18 protein-coding genes are annotated in these 16,595 nt (G+C 57.9%); 6 read left to right on the forward strand and 12 right to left on the reverse strand.

The features are described from left to right. Window positions 1–37 precede the first annotated feature (37 nt). Genes mdcE through mdcA form a run of 5 tightly spaced genes read right to left on the reverse strand, consistent with a single transcriptional unit; the run spans window position 38 to window position 4,485 of the window. Window positions 38–838 carry a biotin-independent malonate decarboxylase subunit gamma gene (gene mdcE / locus G7090_RS21555; protein ID WP_166185507.1) on the reverse strand — a complete coding sequence of 267 codons (801 nt, stop codon included), beginning with the start codon at window positions 836–838 and terminating at the stop codon, window positions 38–40. Further along, complete coding sequence (locus G7090_RS21560; RefSeq protein WP_106995178.1) at window positions 838–1,671, reverse strand: biotin-independent malonate decarboxylase subunit beta; 834 nt, start codon at window positions 1,669–1,671, stop codon at window positions 838–840. The genes mdcE and G7090_RS21560 overlap by 1 nt, the downstream gene beginning before the upstream one ends. Further along, on the reverse strand, window positions 1,664–1,963 hold the full coding sequence (mdcC, locus tag G7090_RS21565; protein WP_106995179.1) for a malonate decarboxylase acyl carrier protein: 300 nt from the start codon (window positions 1,961–1,963) through the stop codon (window positions 1,664–1,666). Before mdcC ends, G7090_RS21560 begins: the two co-directional genes overlap by 8 nt. Window positions 1,964–1,972: 9 nt before the next feature. Then, complete coding sequence (locus G7090_RS21570; protein WP_166184352.1) at window positions 1,973–2,830, reverse strand: triphosphoribosyl-dephospho-CoA synthase; 858 nt, start codon at window positions 2,828–2,830, stop codon at window positions 1,973–1,975. Beyond that, the gene (gene mdcA, locus G7090_RS21575; protein WP_106995181.1) at window positions 2,830–4,485 is read right to left on the reverse strand and encodes a malonate decarboxylase subunit alpha; all 1,656 of its coding nucleotides are present in this window, start codon (window positions 4,483–4,485) and stop codon (window positions 2,830–2,832) included. The genes G7090_RS21570 and mdcA overlap by 1 nt, the downstream gene beginning before the upstream one ends. 227 nt (window positions 4,486–4,712) lie before the next feature. Here mdcA and G7090_RS21580 point away from each other — a divergent pair, with 227 nt between their 5' ends. Genes G7090_RS21580 through G7090_RS21590 form a run of 3 tightly spaced genes read left to right on the forward strand, consistent with a single transcriptional unit; the run spans window position 4,713 to window position 6,850 of the window. Continuing rightward, entirely contained in the window at window positions 4,713–5,735 is a 1,023-nt protein-coding gene (locus G7090_RS21580; RefSeq protein WP_166184355.1) for a hydrolase, read from the forward strand. Beyond that, a complete protein-coding gene (locus G7090_RS21585) occupies window positions 5,732–5,950 on the forward strand; it encodes a YheU family protein (RefSeq protein ID WP_106995183.1) in 219 nt (72 codons plus the stop codon). Before G7090_RS21580 ends, G7090_RS21585 begins: the two co-directional genes overlap by 4 nt. A 30-nt stretch (window positions 5,951–5,980) precedes the next feature. After that, window positions 5,981–6,850 (forward strand): phosphoribulokinase, encoded by an 870-nt coding sequence (locus tag G7090_RS21590; RefSeq protein ID WP_166184357.1) that lies wholly within the window; start codon window positions 5,981–5,983, stop codon window positions 6,848–6,850. Between the two features lie 42 nt (window positions 6,851–6,892). Here the strand turns inward: G7090_RS21590 and G7090_RS21595 are convergent, their stop codons facing one another. Then, complete coding sequence (locus G7090_RS21595; RefSeq protein WP_142487354.1) at window positions 6,893–7,297, reverse strand: OsmC family protein; 405 nt, start codon at window positions 7,295–7,297, stop codon at window positions 6,893–6,895. A 309-nt stretch (window positions 7,298–7,606) separates the two neighbouring features. Here G7090_RS21595 and crp point away from each other — a divergent pair, with 309 nt between their 5' ends. After that, window positions 7,607–8,239, forward strand: coding sequence for a cAMP-activated global transcriptional regulator CRP (gene crp, locus G7090_RS21600; protein ID WP_000242758.1), 633 nt, complete (start codon window positions 7,607–7,609; stop codon window positions 8,237–8,239). 57 nt (window positions 8,240–8,296) lie between these two features. Next, window positions 8,297–10,384 carry a YccS/YhfK family putative transporter gene (locus tag G7090_RS21605; RefSeq protein WP_166185511.1) on the forward strand — a complete coding sequence of 696 codons (2,088 nt, stop codon included), beginning with the start codon at window positions 8,297–8,299 and terminating at the stop codon, window positions 10,382–10,384. Between the two features lie 35 nt (window positions 10,385–10,419). On the opposite strand, the gene G7090_RS21610 is transcribed toward G7090_RS21605, so the two are convergent. From G7090_RS21610 to ppiA, 5 genes are all read right to left on the reverse strand, one after another. Continuing rightward, a complete protein-coding gene (locus G7090_RS21610) occupies window positions 10,420–11,640 on the reverse strand; it encodes an aspartate aminotransferase family protein (RefSeq protein ID WP_166184360.1) in 1,221 nt (406 codons plus the stop codon). Between the two features lie 87 nt (window positions 11,641–11,727). Further along, complete coding sequence (gene pabA, locus G7090_RS21615) at window positions 11,728–12,291, reverse strand: aminodeoxychorismate synthase component 2 (RefSeq protein ID WP_166184362.1); 564 nt, start codon at window positions 12,289–12,291, stop codon at window positions 11,728–11,730. A 30-nt stretch (window positions 12,292–12,321) separates the two neighbouring features. Continuing rightward, on the reverse strand, window positions 12,322–12,924 hold the full coding sequence (locus G7090_RS21620) for a putative adenosine monophosphate-protein transferase Fic (RefSeq protein ID WP_166184365.1): 603 nt from the start codon (window positions 12,922–12,924) through the stop codon (window positions 12,322–12,324). Next, a complete protein-coding gene (locus G7090_RS21625; RefSeq protein ID WP_166184367.1) occupies window positions 12,914–13,081 on the reverse strand; it encodes a YhfG family protein in 168 nt (55 codons plus the stop codon). Before G7090_RS21625 ends, G7090_RS21620 begins: the two co-directional genes overlap by 11 nt. A 108-nt stretch (window positions 13,082–13,189) precedes the next feature. Continuing rightward, complete coding sequence (gene ppiA / locus G7090_RS21630; protein WP_032614775.1) at window positions 13,190–13,762, reverse strand: peptidylprolyl isomerase A; 573 nt, start codon at window positions 13,760–13,762, stop codon at window positions 13,190–13,192. A 278-nt stretch (window positions 13,763–14,040) separates the two neighbouring features. On the opposite strand from ppiA, the gene tsgA reads away from it, so the two are divergent. Continuing rightward, window positions 14,041–15,225, forward strand: a complete 1,185-nt coding sequence (tsgA, locus tag G7090_RS21635) for an MFS transporter TsgA (protein WP_166184369.1) — start codon at window positions 14,041–14,043, stop codon at window positions 15,223–15,225. 4 nt (window positions 15,226–15,229) lie between these two features. On the opposite strand, the gene G7090_RS21640 is transcribed toward tsgA, so the two are convergent. Further along, complete coding sequence (locus G7090_RS21640) at window positions 15,230–16,546, reverse strand: cytosine deaminase (RefSeq protein ID WP_166184371.1); 1,317 nt, start codon at window positions 16,544–16,546, stop codon at window positions 15,230–15,232. Window positions 16,547–16,595 lie beyond the last annotated feature (49 nt).

Genomic DNA, 16,595 nt, shown 5'->3' on the forward strand with positions numbered 1-16,595 from the left:
ACGGGGCGTGCATCTGGCAGGTCTTTTCTTTTTAGTATTACCAGCTGGCTCGCATACGTTCGCGTACAAGAGCTGAGCTATGGCGATTGTCGGCACCCAGACGGCTTTTCAGCGTCGGATCCCGGCGAGCGTCATCAATGGCCTGTTGTAAGGTGGTTTTCACCAGCGCCAGATCGAGAGAAGAAGGTGCGTCCGGGTTGCTGATATCCAGCAGGTTTTCCAGCAGCCCCAGCGTGGCGTAGTTACTGATGTCATACGCCATTGGCGGAATGGTTGCCGCCAGTTTTTCCAGTGCGTCGACGGTACGCAGCGTGATGCGTGCGGCAGACTCTTTACCCATCGCGTGGATCAATACGCCCTGGTCGTTAAAGGCGATCAGCCGGTTGGCCTGATAGCCGTGGGCCAGAAACGCCCCGGACATCGCTTTCCCGACGATAAGGCCAATCACCGGATGGCCCGCCAGACGCGCGTTAGCATAGGCCGCAGCAGCACCGGCCAGCGCCTGGTGAATACCAAAACCCTCTTCACGACGACCATAGGCCTGGCTCGGTACGTCGATGACCGCCACAATCGGGCGTTTCACCGCGTTGTCAGCATCGGCCGCGACGGTTTCGCTTACCACTTTGGCCAGGGTCCAGCCTTCCAGCAGACCCACTTCGCCACGTGCGGCACGCGGGTAGTGGTTGTTAGCATCCGGCACCACCGCAACAAAGCGCACCGCTTCGCCATTCAGCTCGCCGTCTGCCGCCTGCACCGACGGGCAGAGCCCTTCCAGACGTTTGGCATGCGGCGCAAGGGTTTCCAGCCAGAGCTCACCACGGCTAATTGAAGTACTCATCATTTCACCTCCCGGGCAAAGAGCGCGTGAATCTGTTCGGTATCCGCCTGTTTACGGGTGTCGAATTTGGTCAGGCGTTCGAGATACCAGTCGTAATTGTCGGTGCGGTGTTTAGCCGGCACGCCTTTCGCAATCGCGTCGTTCATCGCCGCTTTCACCGCGTTCACACCGTCGCCCACCAGGGCGTCCACCAGCCCGCTTTGATAGCGAATTTCGCCCCCGGTCATGCTCCAGATAAACGGACGGTCGCGGGAGTCGTACTCTTCAATCCCGGCTTCCTGCTCGATAACCTGTGGGCCGTTGAGGCCGAGACGCGCTTCGCGGGTCACAATCAGATAGCTGCACAGCGCGGCCGCAATGGACATCCCGCCGAAGCAGCCGACGGTACCGGCGACAATGCCGATCACCGGGGTATAGCGACGCAGATCGACAATCGCAGCGTGAATATCCGCAATCGCTGCCAGGCCAAGGTTAGCTTCCTGCAGACGTACGCCGCCGGTTTCCAGGCTCAATACTGCCTGGGTTGGAATACCGTTGCGGTTATCTTCCGCCGCCAGCTCCAGCGCTGCCGCCATTTTGGCCCCGGACACTTCGCCCATGCTGCCGCCCTGGAACGCCCCTTCGATGGCGACCACCACCGCGGGTTTGCCGTTGATGGTGCCTTTCGCCACTACCATGCCGTCATCAGCCTGCGGCACAATGCCCTGCGCACCCAGCCACGGAGAGATAATCTCTTCGAACGGATCCAGCAGTTCGCGGAAGCTGCCCTCGTCGAGCAGAGCCTGCGCACGCTGGCGCGCTTTTAATTCGATAAAGCTGCTGTCATCACGCATGGCTCACCCCCTCAAAGACCTGTTCGATACGAATGCGTGCCACGCCCGGCGTGGCGCCAAAGTCGTGGATGGTCAGTTTGCCCGCCGGCAGGCTGCTGACGGTCTGCAATCTGTTGAACAGCGCATCCCAGCGGCCACGGCTGTTATCGACGGAGGTGGTGATTTCAATTGCCAGCGTCTGGCCCTGGTCGGCGGTAAATAACACCTCCATATCCCCGGAGCCAACAACGCCTGCCAGCGCTTTGCCGTTCAGGGTACGGCTGGCGGGCAGAGTTAATGTAATTTTTTCCATAACATCCTCTTAATTCGCTAAATAAGGCGTCTCTATGCGGTCAAGGAACAGCGTGGCGGCCAGCAGGTCGGCCGCGCCGCCCGGAGAGGCATTGAGCAAGAGCATCTGTTTGTCTAATACGGCTAAGATGCGTTGCCCCTCAGGGTGAGCGGTGCCGCCAGCGGCTAATACCGCCCGGGCGCCGTTCTGCATGGCATCCAGCCCCTCCATACCGGCGCGGGAGAGCACGCAGGTATCGGTTAACGAGGTCATGATCGCCATTAACGCATCGAGCCGGGCGTGGGCTTCGGTACCGCCGTTAAGCCGGCTCAGGCGAAGCTGTGGCAGCGCCCGCTGCATAATGTGCGGAAACGCCTGCTGCGCCTCTTCGCGCGCGCCCGGCACCCGATAGCGGTGGGCGGCGCGCAGCCCTTTACTGAATACTTTCGGCGCGGCGTCATCCGGCAGTTTCGCCAGCTGCGCGGCGGTATCGGCTACCGTCCGGGCTTGCGCATTGCCGCCGAGCATCGCCACGGCGCTGACTAACAAGCCCAGCGCCCAGATCGCGCCCCGGTGAGTATTCACCCCGCCGGTGGCGGCCATCATCTGCTGCTCGCCTTCGCGACCCAGCCGACCTACGGTCTGCCGTAGCGCGATATCGGCCGGACGCTGCCAGCTTTGCAGCGCCAGCGCCTGAAACGTGGGGGTCAGGCTGTGCGCCGAACGCTCCATCAGCGCGAGCGAGAGATCGTGATGCGCGCCATTCCCCCGACTGTCCACCAGACCGGGTTTCGGGCTTAGTCGCGCTTCGTCAATCAGACACTGCGTGGCGGTTCGCGCCAGCCATTCGGCACCGCCTTCAACCTGGATCCGGGGGAGTAGTTTCATTACCAGCTCCGGAATTTCGCAGGTGGGTTGTACAGACCGCCCGACCATTCAACCAGGTCAGACACGCTGCCAGCCGCCAGCAGAGAGCGGGTAGCATCAGTGCGGCGAATACCCATGTCTTCCGGGTAGACCACTTTGCCACTCTGGCGCAGCTCGGCGACGCGTTTGGCGTCCACTCCCAGACCGATATCGGTGATCCCTGCTACCGCAGCGACCATGGCCCGACGTTCCTCAAGATCTTTGGCCCGGTAGAGGTAGGCAATCCCCTCTTCCGTCAGCACGTGAGTGACGTCATCCCCGTAGATCATGACCGGGGCCAGCGGCATACCGGAGGCTTTAGCCACCTCGACGGCGTCGAGTTTTTCCACGAAGGTCGGTTTCACGCCCGCCTGGAAGGTTTCGACCATCTGCACCACCAGCTTTTTACCGCGCTGCATCGGATCGGGTTCAGTGATCATGTTCAGCCAGGCCGGGGTGGCATGACGACGACCGTGCGGGTCGTGGCCCATATTTGGCGCTCCACCGAAGCCGGAAAGACGACCACGGGTCACGGTTGAGGAGTTGGCATAGCCATCAACCTGCAGCGTAGAACCGATAAACATATCCACCGCGTACTGGCCTGCCAGCTGGCAGAAGGCGCGGTTAGAACGCATGGAGCCGTCGGCACCGGTGAAGAACACATCAGGACGGGCACGAATGTACTCTTCCATCCCCAGCTCACCGCCGAAGCAGTGCACGCTCTCGACCCAGCCGCTTTCAATCGCCGGGATCAGCGTCGGATGCGGGTTCAGCGTCCAGTGTTTACAGATTTTGCCTTTCAGGCCGAGCTGTTCACCGTAGGTCGGCAGCAGCAGTTCAATGGCGGCGGTGTTGAAGCCGATACCATGGTTCAGGGACTGAACCTGATGTTCCGCATAGATGCCTTTGATGGCCATCATCGCCATCAGGATATGTTCCTGTTTGATCAGGCGTGGGTCACGGGTGAACAGCGGTTCGATGAAGAACGGCTTATCGGCTACGACCACGAAATCAATCCAGGAGCCAGGGATATCCACGCGCGGCAGATCGCACTCATCGTCCACCAGCTCGTTCACCTGAGCGATAACGATACCGTCGTGGAAGGCGGCGGCTTCGACCAGCGCCGGGGTATCCTCGGTGCTGGCACCGGTATAGAGGTTACCTTTACGGTCCGCTTTAAAACCGGCAATCAGCGCCACGTTTGGCGACAGATCAACATACAGGCGGGAATAGAGTTCGATGTAGGTGTGGATGGCACCAATTTCCAGCTGCCCGTCTTCCAGCAGCTGCGAAATACGCAGGCTTTGGGTACCCGAGAATGAGAAGTCGAGTTTGCGGGCGATACCCTTCTCAAAAATATCCAGGTGCTCGCTGCGACCGACGCTCGGCATAATCATATGCAGATCGTGAACAATTTGCGGGTTCACTTCGGCCAGAGAACGGGAAAGAAAATCTGCCTGCTTTTGGTTATTCCCTTCCAGTACGACTTTGTCGCCTGGGGCGATCAGTTTTTCCAGCATGGCGACAAGGTCGCCTGTTGGTAGTACTTTGCCCTGTACCGGGACGGAAGCCAGGCGGCGCGCTTTTTCAGTGCGACGCGTGTTCCAGTTCCGGGCTGGCATTTGCCCTGATAACATTGTTAACCTCCTGATTCAGCTCATCTTTAGATTTGCTTAACGTTGAGTTAAGTGTGCCCCCTGGCGATAAAGTCATCAATTAAGCGTAGAGAGGAATCATTAGCATGAGAGTAATAATCAAGGTAAATATTTGTGATCGGGATCAGTTCATGTTTCGGAAAACCAGGCTAAACGGGGTACAATTCGGAAGGTATCGTAAATAACAGACAATAATTAGCATCACCTTTATGACCCAAATCATCCCCTCAGACTTCAACATTGCAGCCGACGAAAGCGCGGAATTTGTCCCCATGCGGGGCGTGTCGAACCGACACCTGCAGACCATGCTGCCGCGTCTCATCCGCCGTAAAGTGCTTTTTACCCCCGTCTGGCAGCGCCTTGACCTGCCGGATGATGACTTCGTTGATTTAGCCTGGAGCGAAGATCCGCAGCAGGCCCGGCACAAACCCCGACTGGTGGTCTTCCATGGTCTGGAGGGCAGCCTGCACAGCCCCTACGCGCACGGTCTGATTCAGGCGGCGAAAGCGCGCGGCTGGCTGGGCGTGGTGATGCACTTCAGAGGGTGCAGCGGCGAACCCAATCGCCAGAAACGCATCTATCACTCCGGTGAAACTGAAGATGGCACCTGGTTCCTGCGCTGGCTGGCAGAGACTCACGGCCCGGCCCCTACGGCGGCAGTGGGCTATTCGCTGGGTGGAAACATGCTCGCCTGCCTGCTGGCAAAAGAGGGCGATACCATCCCGCTGGATGCCGCCGCCATCGTCTCTGCCCCGTTCATGCTGGAGCACTGCAGCTATCATATGGATAAGGGCTTCTCGCGAATTTATCAGCGTTATCTGCTTAACTTGCTCAAAGCCAATGCGGCACGCAAACTTAAAGCTTACCCGGATACGCTCCCGGTCAGTCTGCGACAGCTGAAGAAAGTGCGCCGCCTGCGCGAATTTGACGATCTGATCACCGCCAAAATTCACGGTTTTGCCGATGCGATTGACTACTATCGCCAGTGCAGCGCCATGCCGGTGCTGAGCAACATCACCAAACCGGTACTGATTATTCATGCTAAAGACGACCCCTTTATGGATCATCACTCGATACCCGCGCAGGAATTTTTGCCCGCTAACGTGCAGTATCAGCTGACCGAACACGGCGGACACGTGGGCTTTGTCAGCGGCACGCTGCGCCGCCCGCAGATGTGGCTGGAAACGCGTATCCCGGACTGGCTGACCACATACCTGGAACCGATAAGATGATTATTCCCTGGCAAGATCTGGCTCCCGAAACGCTGGATAATCTGATTGAAAGCTTTGTGTTACGCGAAGGCACCGATTATGGTGAACAGGAGCTTTCGCTTGAGCAGAAGGTCGCCGACGTCAGGCGCCAGCTGCAAAGCGGTGAGGTGCTGGTGGTATGGTCTGAGCTGCACGAAACCGTCAACATCATGCCTCGCAATCAATTTCGCGGTTAACCGCGACCTCTTTCCATTCAGGGAGTTGCTATGTCCGCCAGACATCCGGTTATTGCCGTTACAGGGTCGAGTGGTGCGGGTACCACTACCACCAGCCTCGCCTTTCGTAAGATCTTCTCGCAGCTGCATCTGCGTGCTGCGGAAGTAGAAGGCGACAGCTTTCACCGCTTCACCCGCCCTGAGATGGACATGGCCATCCGCAAGGCCCGCGATCTCGGCAAACACATCAGCTACTTTGGCCCGGATGCCAACGACTTCGGCCTGCTGGAGCAAACCTTCGCCGAATACGGGCGCAGCGGCACCGGCCAGGCACGCAAATACCTGCACACCTATGACGAAGCGGTCCCCTGGAACCAGGTGCCGGGCACCTTCACCCCCTGGCAGCCGCTGCCGGAACCGACCGACGTGCTGTTTTATGAAGGCCTGCATGGCGGAGTGGTGACGCCGCATCACGACGTGGCGCGCCATGTCGACCTGCTGGTGGGCGTGGTACCGATCGTCAACCTGGAGTGGATCCAGAAGCTGACGCGGGATACCAGCGAACGCGGCCACTCCCGCGAGGCGGTGATGGACTCGGTAGTGCGCTCGATGGAGGATTACATTAACTTCCTGACGCCGCAGTTTTCCCGCACCCATATTAACTTCCAGCGCGTCCCGACCGTGGACACCTCTAACCCCTTTGCCGCAAAAGGCATCCCGTCCCTGGACGAGAGCTTCGTGGTGATCCACTTCCGCAATCTGGACAATATTGACTACCCCTGGCTGCTGGCGATGCTGCAGGGTTCGTTTATTTCGCACATCAATACGCTGGTAGTACCGGGCGGGAAGATGGGTCTGGCGATGGAGTTGATCATGATGCCGCTGGTGCAGCGGTTGATGGAAGGCAAGAAGATCGATTGAGGTTTGGTTGCCCGGTAAGCGCAGCGCCACCGGGCAAGGCGCTTACGCCTCGATCACTTCATACGAATGGGTAATGTTGACCGCTTTCTCCAGCATCAGCGCCACGGAGCAGTACTTCTCCGCAGAGAGATCCACCGCGCGGGATACCGCCGCATCTTTCAGCGCTTTGCCGGTGACCACGAAGTGCAGGTTGATATGGGTAAACAGGCGCGGCGCCTCTTCACGGCGCTCTGAGGTCAGCTTCACTTCACAGTCGGTCACATCGTGACGCCCTTTTTGCAGAATCGACACCACGTCGATGGCGCTGCATCCGCCTGCCGCCATCAGGACTACTTCCATCGGGCTTGGCGCTTTGTCACCGGAGTTGCCATCCATCAAAATCTGGTGCCCGGAAGCGGATTCACCGAGGAACGTTAACCCTTCTACCCATTTCACACGTGCTTGCATTTGTATTAACTCCAGGAGTGCATTTTTGCTGACAGATTACGCGTCAGTAACAATTCTGACAACGGAAGTCGACCTGCATCAAGCTGAAGCGAGACACCAGGAGACACGCGGCAAAAGCTATGCTAAAACAGTCGGGCTGCTACAGTAATACATTGACGTTGCACATGTATGCAGAGGACATCACACATTCCAGGCTGCTAATTATTGTGCCAGCCAGACCCCAGGCAGGGGAAAGAATTCGATTGCAACCCCAGAGTACAGGTACATAGCCAGACTCTGGAGACAGCTTATAACAGAGGATAACAGCGCATGGTGCTTGGCAAACCGCAAACAGACCCGACTCTCGAATGGTTCTTGTCTCATTGCCATATTCATAAGTACCCATCGAAGAGCACGCTGATTCACCAGGGTGAAAAAGCGGAAACGTTGTATTACATCGTCAAAGGCTCAGTGGCAGTGCTGATCAAAGATGAAGAAGGCAAAGAGATGATCCTCTCTTACCTGAATCAGGGAGATTTCATCGGCGAGCTGGGCCTGTTTGAAGAAGGTCAGGAGCGTAGCGCCTGGGTGCGTGCGAAGACCGCGTGTGAAGTGGCTGAGATCTCCTATAAGAAGTTCCGCCAGCTGATCCAGGTTAACCCGGATATCCTGATGCGCCTCTCCTCGCAGATGGCTCGCCGTCTGCAGGTCACGTCCGAGAAAGTGGGTAACCTCGCCTTCCTCGACGTAACGGGCCGTATCGCTCAGACCCTGCTGAACCTGGCGAAACAGCCAGACGCCATGACCCACCCGGACGGTATGCAAATTAAAATTACCCGTCAGGAAATTGGTCAGATCGTCGGATGTTCGCGTGAGACAGTCGGTCGTATTCTGAAAATGCTGGAAGATCAAAACCTGATTTCCGCCCACGGTAAAACCATCGTGGTTTACGGAACACGTTAATTCCGCTCAAACGGCGTGGCATCGCAGGATGTCACGCCGTTTTTGTCTCTATCATCCATGTGGCGCAGGCTCATTTATCACCCGGAAGTTAACTACGCACTGCGGCAAACCCTGGTGTTGTGTCTCCCCGTGGCTGTGGGTTTGATTTTCGGTCATCTGCAACAGGGACTCCTCTTTTCTCTGGTTCCAGCCTGCTGCAACATCGCTGGCCTGGACACACCGCATAAACGCTTTTTTAAACGTCTGACTATTGGCGGCTGCCTGTTTGCCGGATGTAGCCTGGCCGTCCAGCTGTTGCTGGCGCGGGATATTCCACTGCCGCTCATTCTGACGGTACTGGCGATGACGCTAGGGGTCACGGCTGAGATCAGCGCCCTGCATGCGCGACTCCTGCCCGCCTCGCTGATTGCGGCCATCTTTACCCTGAGTCTTGCCGGGAACATGCCGGTCTGGGAACCGCTGCTCCTCTATACGCTGGGCACCCTCTGGTACGGGCTGTTTAACTGGTTCTGGTTCTGGATGTGGCGCGAACAGCCGCTGCGCGAGTCGCTGAGCATGCTCTATCAACAGCTGGCGGATTACTGCGAAGCGAAATATACCCTGCTGACCCAGCACACTGACCCTGAGAAATCGTTGCCACCGCTGCTGGCCCGCCAGCAGAAGGTAGTGGATCTGATCAGCCTCTGTTACCAGCAGTTGCATATGCTGGCGGCCAACAGAAATCACGAATACAAACGCCTGCTGCGCACCTTCCAGGTGGGGCTGGATCTGCAGGAGCACATCTCCGTCAGTCTGCACCACCCGAAGGAGGTGCAAAAGCTGGTGGAGCGCAGCCACGCCGAAGCGGTGATCCGCTGGAACGCACAGACCGTGGCGGCCCGCCTGCGGGTGCTGGCAGACGACATCCTCTATCATCGCTACCCCACCCGCTTTAGCATGGACAAACAGCTCGGCGCGCTGGAAAAAATCGCCCGTCAGCACCCGGATAACCCGGTGGGACAGTTCTGCGCCTGGCACTTCAGCCGTATCGCCCGGGTGCTGCGCACCCAGCGTCCGCTCTACCCGCGCGATCTGATGGCCGACAAGCAGAAACGCCTGCCGCTGATCCCCGCCCTGAAAAGCTATCTGTCGCTGAAGTCTGCCGCCCTGCGTAATGCGGCGCGTATCAGCGTGATGCTGAGTATCGCCAGCCTGATGGGCATGGCGCTGCACCTGCCGAAACCTTACTGGATCTTAATGACCGTCCTGCTGGTAACGCAAAACGGCTACAGCGCGACGCGGGTGCGTATTCTCCACCGGGCGGCCGGCACCATGGTGGGGCTGATCATCGCCGGTGTCACCCTGCACTTCCACGTTCCGGAAGGCTATACCCTCGCCGGGATGCTGGTGATCACTCTGGTAAGTTACCTGTTTATTCGTAAGAACTACGGCTGGGCGACGGTGGGCTTTACGGTCACGGCGGTATATACCCTGCAACTGCTGACCCTGAACGGTGAGCAATTTATTATCGCCCGGCTGGCCGATACCCTGATTGGCTGTCTGATTGCCTTCGGCGGCATGGTCTGGCTGTGGCCGCAGTGGCAGAGCGGGCTGCTGCGGCAGAATGCCCACGACGCGCTGGAGGCCGATCAGGAGGCCATCCGCCTGATCCTCAGCGACGATCCGCAGCCGACGCCGCTGGCCTGGCAGCGCATGAAGGTCAACCAGGCGCACAACGCCCTGTTCAACTCCCTCAACCAGGCGATGCAGGAGCCGGGCTTCAATTCGGCCTATCTGGCGGATATGAAACTGTGGGTAACGCACAGCCAGTTTATCGTCGAGCATATCAACGCGATGACGACCCTGGCGCGGGAGCATACGATGCTGACGCCAGACCTGGCGCAGCGTTATCTGCAGTCGTGTGAAATTGCGCTTCAGCGCTGTCAGCAGCGTCTGGAGTATGATTCGCCGGGTGAAAGCGGCGATGAGAATATCCTGGAAGCTCCCGAAACCCTGACCTACGGGCCTATGAGCACCCTGGAGCAGCATCTGCAGCGCATCCTGGGGCATCTGAATACCATGCACACCATTTCGTCAGTGGCGTGGCGACAGCGTCCGCATCATGGGATCTGGTTGATGCGGCGTTTGAAACGGACGCCGTATTAAACGCCGGGTGGCGCTGCGCTTACCCGGCATCTCACTTACGGCTGAACCACGCGCTTCACCGCGGCGGCAAAACGGCTCATCCCTTCGTCGATATCCTCGCTCTCCACCAGCAGCGACGGCGCAAAGCGCATCACGTCCGGCCCGGCATTGAGCACCATCGCCCCTTCGCTGGCGGCGGCGTAGAGGAAATCGCGCGCCCGGCCTTTGTATTGCGGCTTCAGCTCGGCACCAATCAGCAGCCCCATGCCGCGAATATCACTGAAGAGATCGTATTGGGCATCGATCTGCTGGAGGTGCTTCACAAACTGCTCGCGCTTCGTGTTGACGCCGCTCAGCACTTCCGGGGTGTTGATGATATCGAACGCTGCCTCAGCCACCGCGCACGCCAGCGGGTTACCGCCGTAGGTGGAGCCGTGAGAGCCCACGTGGAACGCCGAAGCAATATCCTGAGTGGTCAGCACCGCGCTGACCGGGAAACCGCCGCCGAGCGCTTTAGCGCTGGTCAGGATATCCGGGGTCACGCCGTAGTGCATGTAGGCAAACAGATCCCCGGTGCGGCCCATGCCGCTCTGCACTTCATCAAATACCAGCAGGGCCTGGTGCTGATCGCACAGCTCGCGGAGCCCCTGCAGGAACTCGGGGGTTGCCGCCATCACGCCGCCTTCACCCTGAATCGGCTCAACCACCACCGCGCAGGTGTGATCGTCCATCACCGCTTTTACCGCATGCAGATCGTTAAACGGGACGTGGATGATGTCGGCCGGTTTCGGGCCAAAGCCGTCGGAATATTTTGGCTGACCGCCCACGGTCACGGTAAACAGCGAACGACCGTGGAAGGCGTTGTGGAAGGCGATGATTTTGGTTTTGAACGGGCTGTGGCGGGTGGAAGCGTAGTAGCGCGCCAGCTTAAAGGCCGTTTCGTTGGCTTCGGTGCCGGAGTTCATAAACAGCACGCGCTCGGCAAAGGTAGCGTCGATAATTTTACGCCCCAGACGCAAAGCCGGTTCGTTGGTAAAGACGTTGCTGGTGTGCCACAGGGTTTCGCCCTGGGTTTTGAGCGCCTCGACCAGCGCCGGGTGACAGTGGCCTAACGCCGTCACCGCAATGCCGCCCGCAAAATCAATGTACTCTTTACCCTGCTGATCCCAGACGCGGCTGCCTTTCCCCTTCACCGGGATAAACTCGGCCGGTGCATAAATTGGCAGGATAACTTCATCGAATGTTGCGCGCGTAATTGCAGATTGTTCAGTTGCCATGTAACCCCACCCTTTTTTAAGCAAAAAGCAGAAGTGAAAATATAATCACGAAATATGCTTAAAAAATCACTTTATGGCAACTAAAAATCAACGATTCAGGAAATTAGCCAGCAGCTGGTGGCCCTGTTCGCTGAGAATGCTTTCCGGGTGGAACTGCACTCCTTCCAGATCCCATTCGCGATGGCGGATACCCATGATCTCCTGAGTCTCGCTCCAGGCGGTGACCTCAAAGCAGTCGGGTAAGGTGGGCGGGTCAATAACCAGCGAATGATAGCGGGTCACGGTGAGAGGATTATTCAGGCCAGAGAAGACACCCGTGCCGTTGTGGGTTACCGGGGCGGTTTTGCCGTGCATCACTTTGGCGGCACGAACGATCGTCGCGCCAAAGACCTGACCGATGGCCTGATGCCCAAGGCAGACGCCGAGGATCGGCAATTTACCGGCATAGTGTTGGATCACCGCCAGCGAGATCCCGGACTCATCCGGGGTACAGGGGCCGGGAGAGATAACAATTTTCTGGGGATTCAGCGCCGCGACATCCTCCAGAGAGAGCACGTCGTTGCGCCGGACCACCACCTCCGCCCCCAGCTCGCAAAAATACTGGTACAGGTTCCAGGTGAAGGAATCGTAGTTATCAATCAGCAGAATCATGGCGGCTCCTGAAAAAATGGCCGCCCTATTCTACTCAGTTTCCCGGGCTTCGCTTACCACTTTGCTGAAGATTGTGTTCAGCGCGCTCAGATCGCCCATCGCACCGCTCTGGTTGGCCTGGGCCCACTCCTCTGGGTCGATACCACGCCAGTCGAGCTGATACCCGGCATGGATCGCCAGCTGTTCAAAGAAGATGCGCTGAACAATCCCATTGCCGATGCGGAACGGGTGCAGGACGTTGATTTCGCAGTAGTAATGGCTAAGGCGATTAATAAAATCCGCTTTCTCCAGTCCGACGAGATACCCCTCCTCCTCCAGATCCTGCATCAGGGCATTGCCCTCTTTTTCGATATAGGCGAAGTGACAGAACCGGGTATCCCCCTGATAAATATCCATTTCGCGAATATCGCCCGCCCAGTCAAAAATATCCTGGTAAAGATGCTGGTGGATGGCGCACAGGTGCGGCAGTCCGCGCAACAGCGGCCCCAGAGGCAAGGTCGCGGCGCGCAGCGCGGTGAATTCATATGCGGCCTGCGCAAGGCGTTCCGCCTGACGAATGCCCAGCCGGTTACGCATCACGTTCAGTTCCGGGTAGAGATAGGGGTCGCGATCGTTGCCGTATTTATCGCTCATGCTGCCTCCCTAACTCCTCAAGACGATGCTGCGCCTCATCTGCGCTGAGGGTGACTAATGGACTGTCGACCCCTTCAAGGCGGCGGCTGGCCTGAAAATTCGTGTTTCGCTGTTGTTCCCAGAGACGGGATTTTTGCTTATCAGTGAGTTTTTTCACCTGTTACCTCCCTGCTTGTGCCCGTGTTGCCACAAGTATAAGCAGCAAACTGCGGTTTCGCAGGGAGGTAAAGGTAACGCGGGCAAAACCTGCCCGCGCTATGAGGGATTAAGGCAGGACTTTCGCAGAGAGGATAACTACCGGTTTTGTCGGCACATTCTGGTACGGACCGACATCGTGAGTCTGCACCTGAGAAATTTTATCGGCCACATCCATGCCTTTCACAACTTTACCAAACACCGCGTAGCCAAAATCACGCTGGCCGTGGTCGAGGAAGGCGTTATCCGCCACGTTGAGGAAGAACTGGCTGGTGGCGCTGTCTTTATCGGCAGTACGCGCCATCGAGATGGTGCCGCGGCTGTTGCGCAGGCCGTTATCCGCTTCGTTCTTGATTGGCGGGTTCGGCTGTTTCTGCTGCATCTGCTCGTTGAAGCCGCCACCCTGCAGCATAAAGCCCGGGATCACGCGGTGAAAGGTGGTGCCGTTATAAAAACCGCTGTTCACATAATCGAGGAAGTTTTTCACAGAAACAGGGGCTTTCTGACTGTTCAGTTCCAGCTCAATGTTACCGGCAGAGGTGGTCAACAGAACGTGCGGGTCTCCTTTTGCTGCCAGCGCAGCAGGAGAGAGGGCTGAGAGAGCGAGTACAGCCGCGACAGCCGCCAGAGTTGATTTGAGCATGAGAATTCCTTAACAAAGCGCAGTAAAGAAAGCGAATGGCTTGATTCTAAAGAGCAGTATGGATCCAGGCCAGCCATTTACCTAATTTTACGCATTTGAAACAGTTGTAACCGCCGGGCAAACTGACGCCACCGATGTTAACGTGATCTAAATCACATCAAAACATGCAATTTTTGTTTAATTAACCATAAAAGATTTAAATAGATCACATTCACGCTTAAAATCTGGCCGCCCGCAGCGCCGTCAACGCGCTTTACATTTCTATTCACAGGCCAGTCATGACTAACAGCAATCGTATCAAGCTCACATGGATCAGCTTCTTCTCCTACGCCCTTACCGGTGCGTTGGTGATTGTCACCGGGATGGTGATGGGAAATATCGCAGACTATTTTAATCTGCCGGTTTCCAGCATGAGTAACACCTTCACCTTCCTTAACGCCGGGATCCTGATCTCCATCTTCCTGAACGCCTGGCTGATGGAAATCGTCCCCCTGAAAACCCAGCTGCGTTTCGGCTTTGTACTGATGGTCGCCGCCGTCGCGGGCCTGATGCTCAGCCACAGCATCGCCCTGTTCTCTGCCGCCATGTTTGTGCTCGGGCTGGTCAGCGGGATCACCATGTCGATCGGCACGTTCCTCATTACGCATATGTATGAAGGTCGCCAGCGCGGCGCGCGTCTGCTGTTTACCGACTCCTTCTTCAGCATGGCAGGGATGATCTTCCCGATGGTGGCTGCGGCTCTGCTGGCTCGCAGCATTGAGTGGTACTGGGTTTATGCCTGCATCGGCCTGGTCTACGTGGCGATTTTCGTCCTGACCTTCGGCTGTGATTTCCCGGTACTCGGCAAAAAAGCCCAGACCACCAGCGAACCGGTGGCGAAAGAGAAATGGGGTATCGGCGTGCTGTTCCTCTCCGTTGCCGCCCTGTGCTACATCCTCGGCCAGCTGGGCTTTATCTCCTGGGTGCCAGAGTATGCCAAAGGGCTGGGCATGAGCCTGAACGATGCCGGTCAGCTGGTCAGTGATTTCTGGATGTCGTACATGTTTGGTATGTGGGCGTTCAGCTTTATCCTGCGCTTCTTCGATCTGCAGCGGATCCTCACCGTACTGGCAGGTGCCGCCACCGTCCTGATGTATCTGTTCATCAACGGTTCGCCGGAGCAGATGCCGTGGTTTATCCTGACGCTCGGCTTCTTCTCCAGCGCCATTTATACCTCGATCATTACTCTGGGCTCCCTGCAGACCAAAGTGGCCTCGCCGAAACTGGTTAACTTCGTGCTCACCTGCGGCACCATCGGCACCATGCTGACCTTCGTGGTCACCGGCCCGATTGTGGCCCACAGCGGCCCGCTGGCGGCGTTACACACCGCTAACGGTCTCTACGCCGTGGTGTTCGTGATGTGCCTGGTGCTGGGCTTCGTGACCCGCCACCGCCAGCATAACGTGGCAGCAGCGTCTCATTGATCCCTCACGCCCCTTTGCTTCCCGCAGAGGGGCTGTTTCTGGTAAAGCACACCTCTTCTCCCCCGTTATCCATCTGGATCCAGGTCTGCGCCAGCTGCGTGGTGGCGATCACCCTCCCCTGACGTATCGACCAGCGTACCGGCACCTGACACCGCACCGCGTCAAAGCCCGTCTCCGCAGGCAGGATCACCAGGTTAGCCGGGTTACCCGGTTCGATACCGTAATCGGCCAGGCCAAAGGTCCGCGCGCTGTTATGGGTGATCAGATTCAGCCCGCTGTCGATCTGCTGATAGCCCATCATCTGGCAGACGTGCAGCCCCATATGCAGGACCTGCAACATGTTGCCGGTGCCCAGCGGATACCAGGGGTCAAACACGTCGTCATGGCCGAAGCAGACGTTAATCCCCGCCTCCAGCAGCTCCTTCACGCGGGTGATGCCGCGCCGTTTTGGGTAGTCGTCAAACCGCCCCTGCAGATGGATATTCACCAGCGGATTGGCGACAAAGTTAATCCCTGAGAGCTTCAGCAGGCGGAACAGCCGGGAGGTATAGGCCCCGTTATAAGAGTGCATCGCGGTGGTATGGCTGGCGGTGACGCGCGGGCCGATCCCGGCCTCATACGCCAGCGTCGCCACCGTTTCGATAAACCGCGACTGCTCGTCGTCGATTTCATCGCAGTGAATATCCAGCGGCCGGTCGTACTTCTTCGCCAGTTCAAAAGCGATATGCAGGGACTGCACGCCGTACTCGCGGGTGAACTCAAAGTGCGGGATGGCACCCACCACGTCAGCCCCCAGCCGTAGCGCCTCTTCCAGCAGGGCGGCGCCGTTGGGATAAGAGAGGATCCCCTCCTGCGGGAAGGCGACGATTTGCAGCTCAACCCACGGGGCGACCTCCTGTTTCACCTCCAGCATCGCCTTCAGGGCGGTAAGCGTGGGGTCGGAGACATCCACATGGGTACGCACAAACTGGATGCCGTTGGCGATCTGCCACTTGAGGGTCTTCCACGCCCGGGCTTTGACATCCTCATGGCTGAGCAACGCCTTGCGCTCTGCCCAACGTTCGATGCCCTCAAACAGCGTGCCGGACTGGTTCCAGTTCGGCTCCCCGGCGGTCTGGGTGGTATCGAGATGAATATGCGGTTCGATAAACGGCGGAAGGGCCAGCCCACCGCGCGCGTTTAAGACTTCATGGCTCTCGTTCTGCCCTTCGCCCATCGGGGTGATTTCGCCAAAACGACCGTTCTCGATAGCCAGTTGCCATAACCCGTCCCGACCCGGTAACCGGACGTTCTGGATAAGCCAAAGCGGTGCTGTAGACATCGTATTCTCCCGAAAAAGAGCGCTGAAATTTAGGAGTAGCAGATCAATA

The sequence above is a fragment of the Leclercia sp. 29361 genome, from assembly GCF_011290365.1.
GTDB classification, from domain to species: domain Bacteria; phylum Pseudomonadota; class Gammaproteobacteria; order Enterobacterales; family Enterobacteriaceae; genus Enterobacter; species Enterobacter tamurae.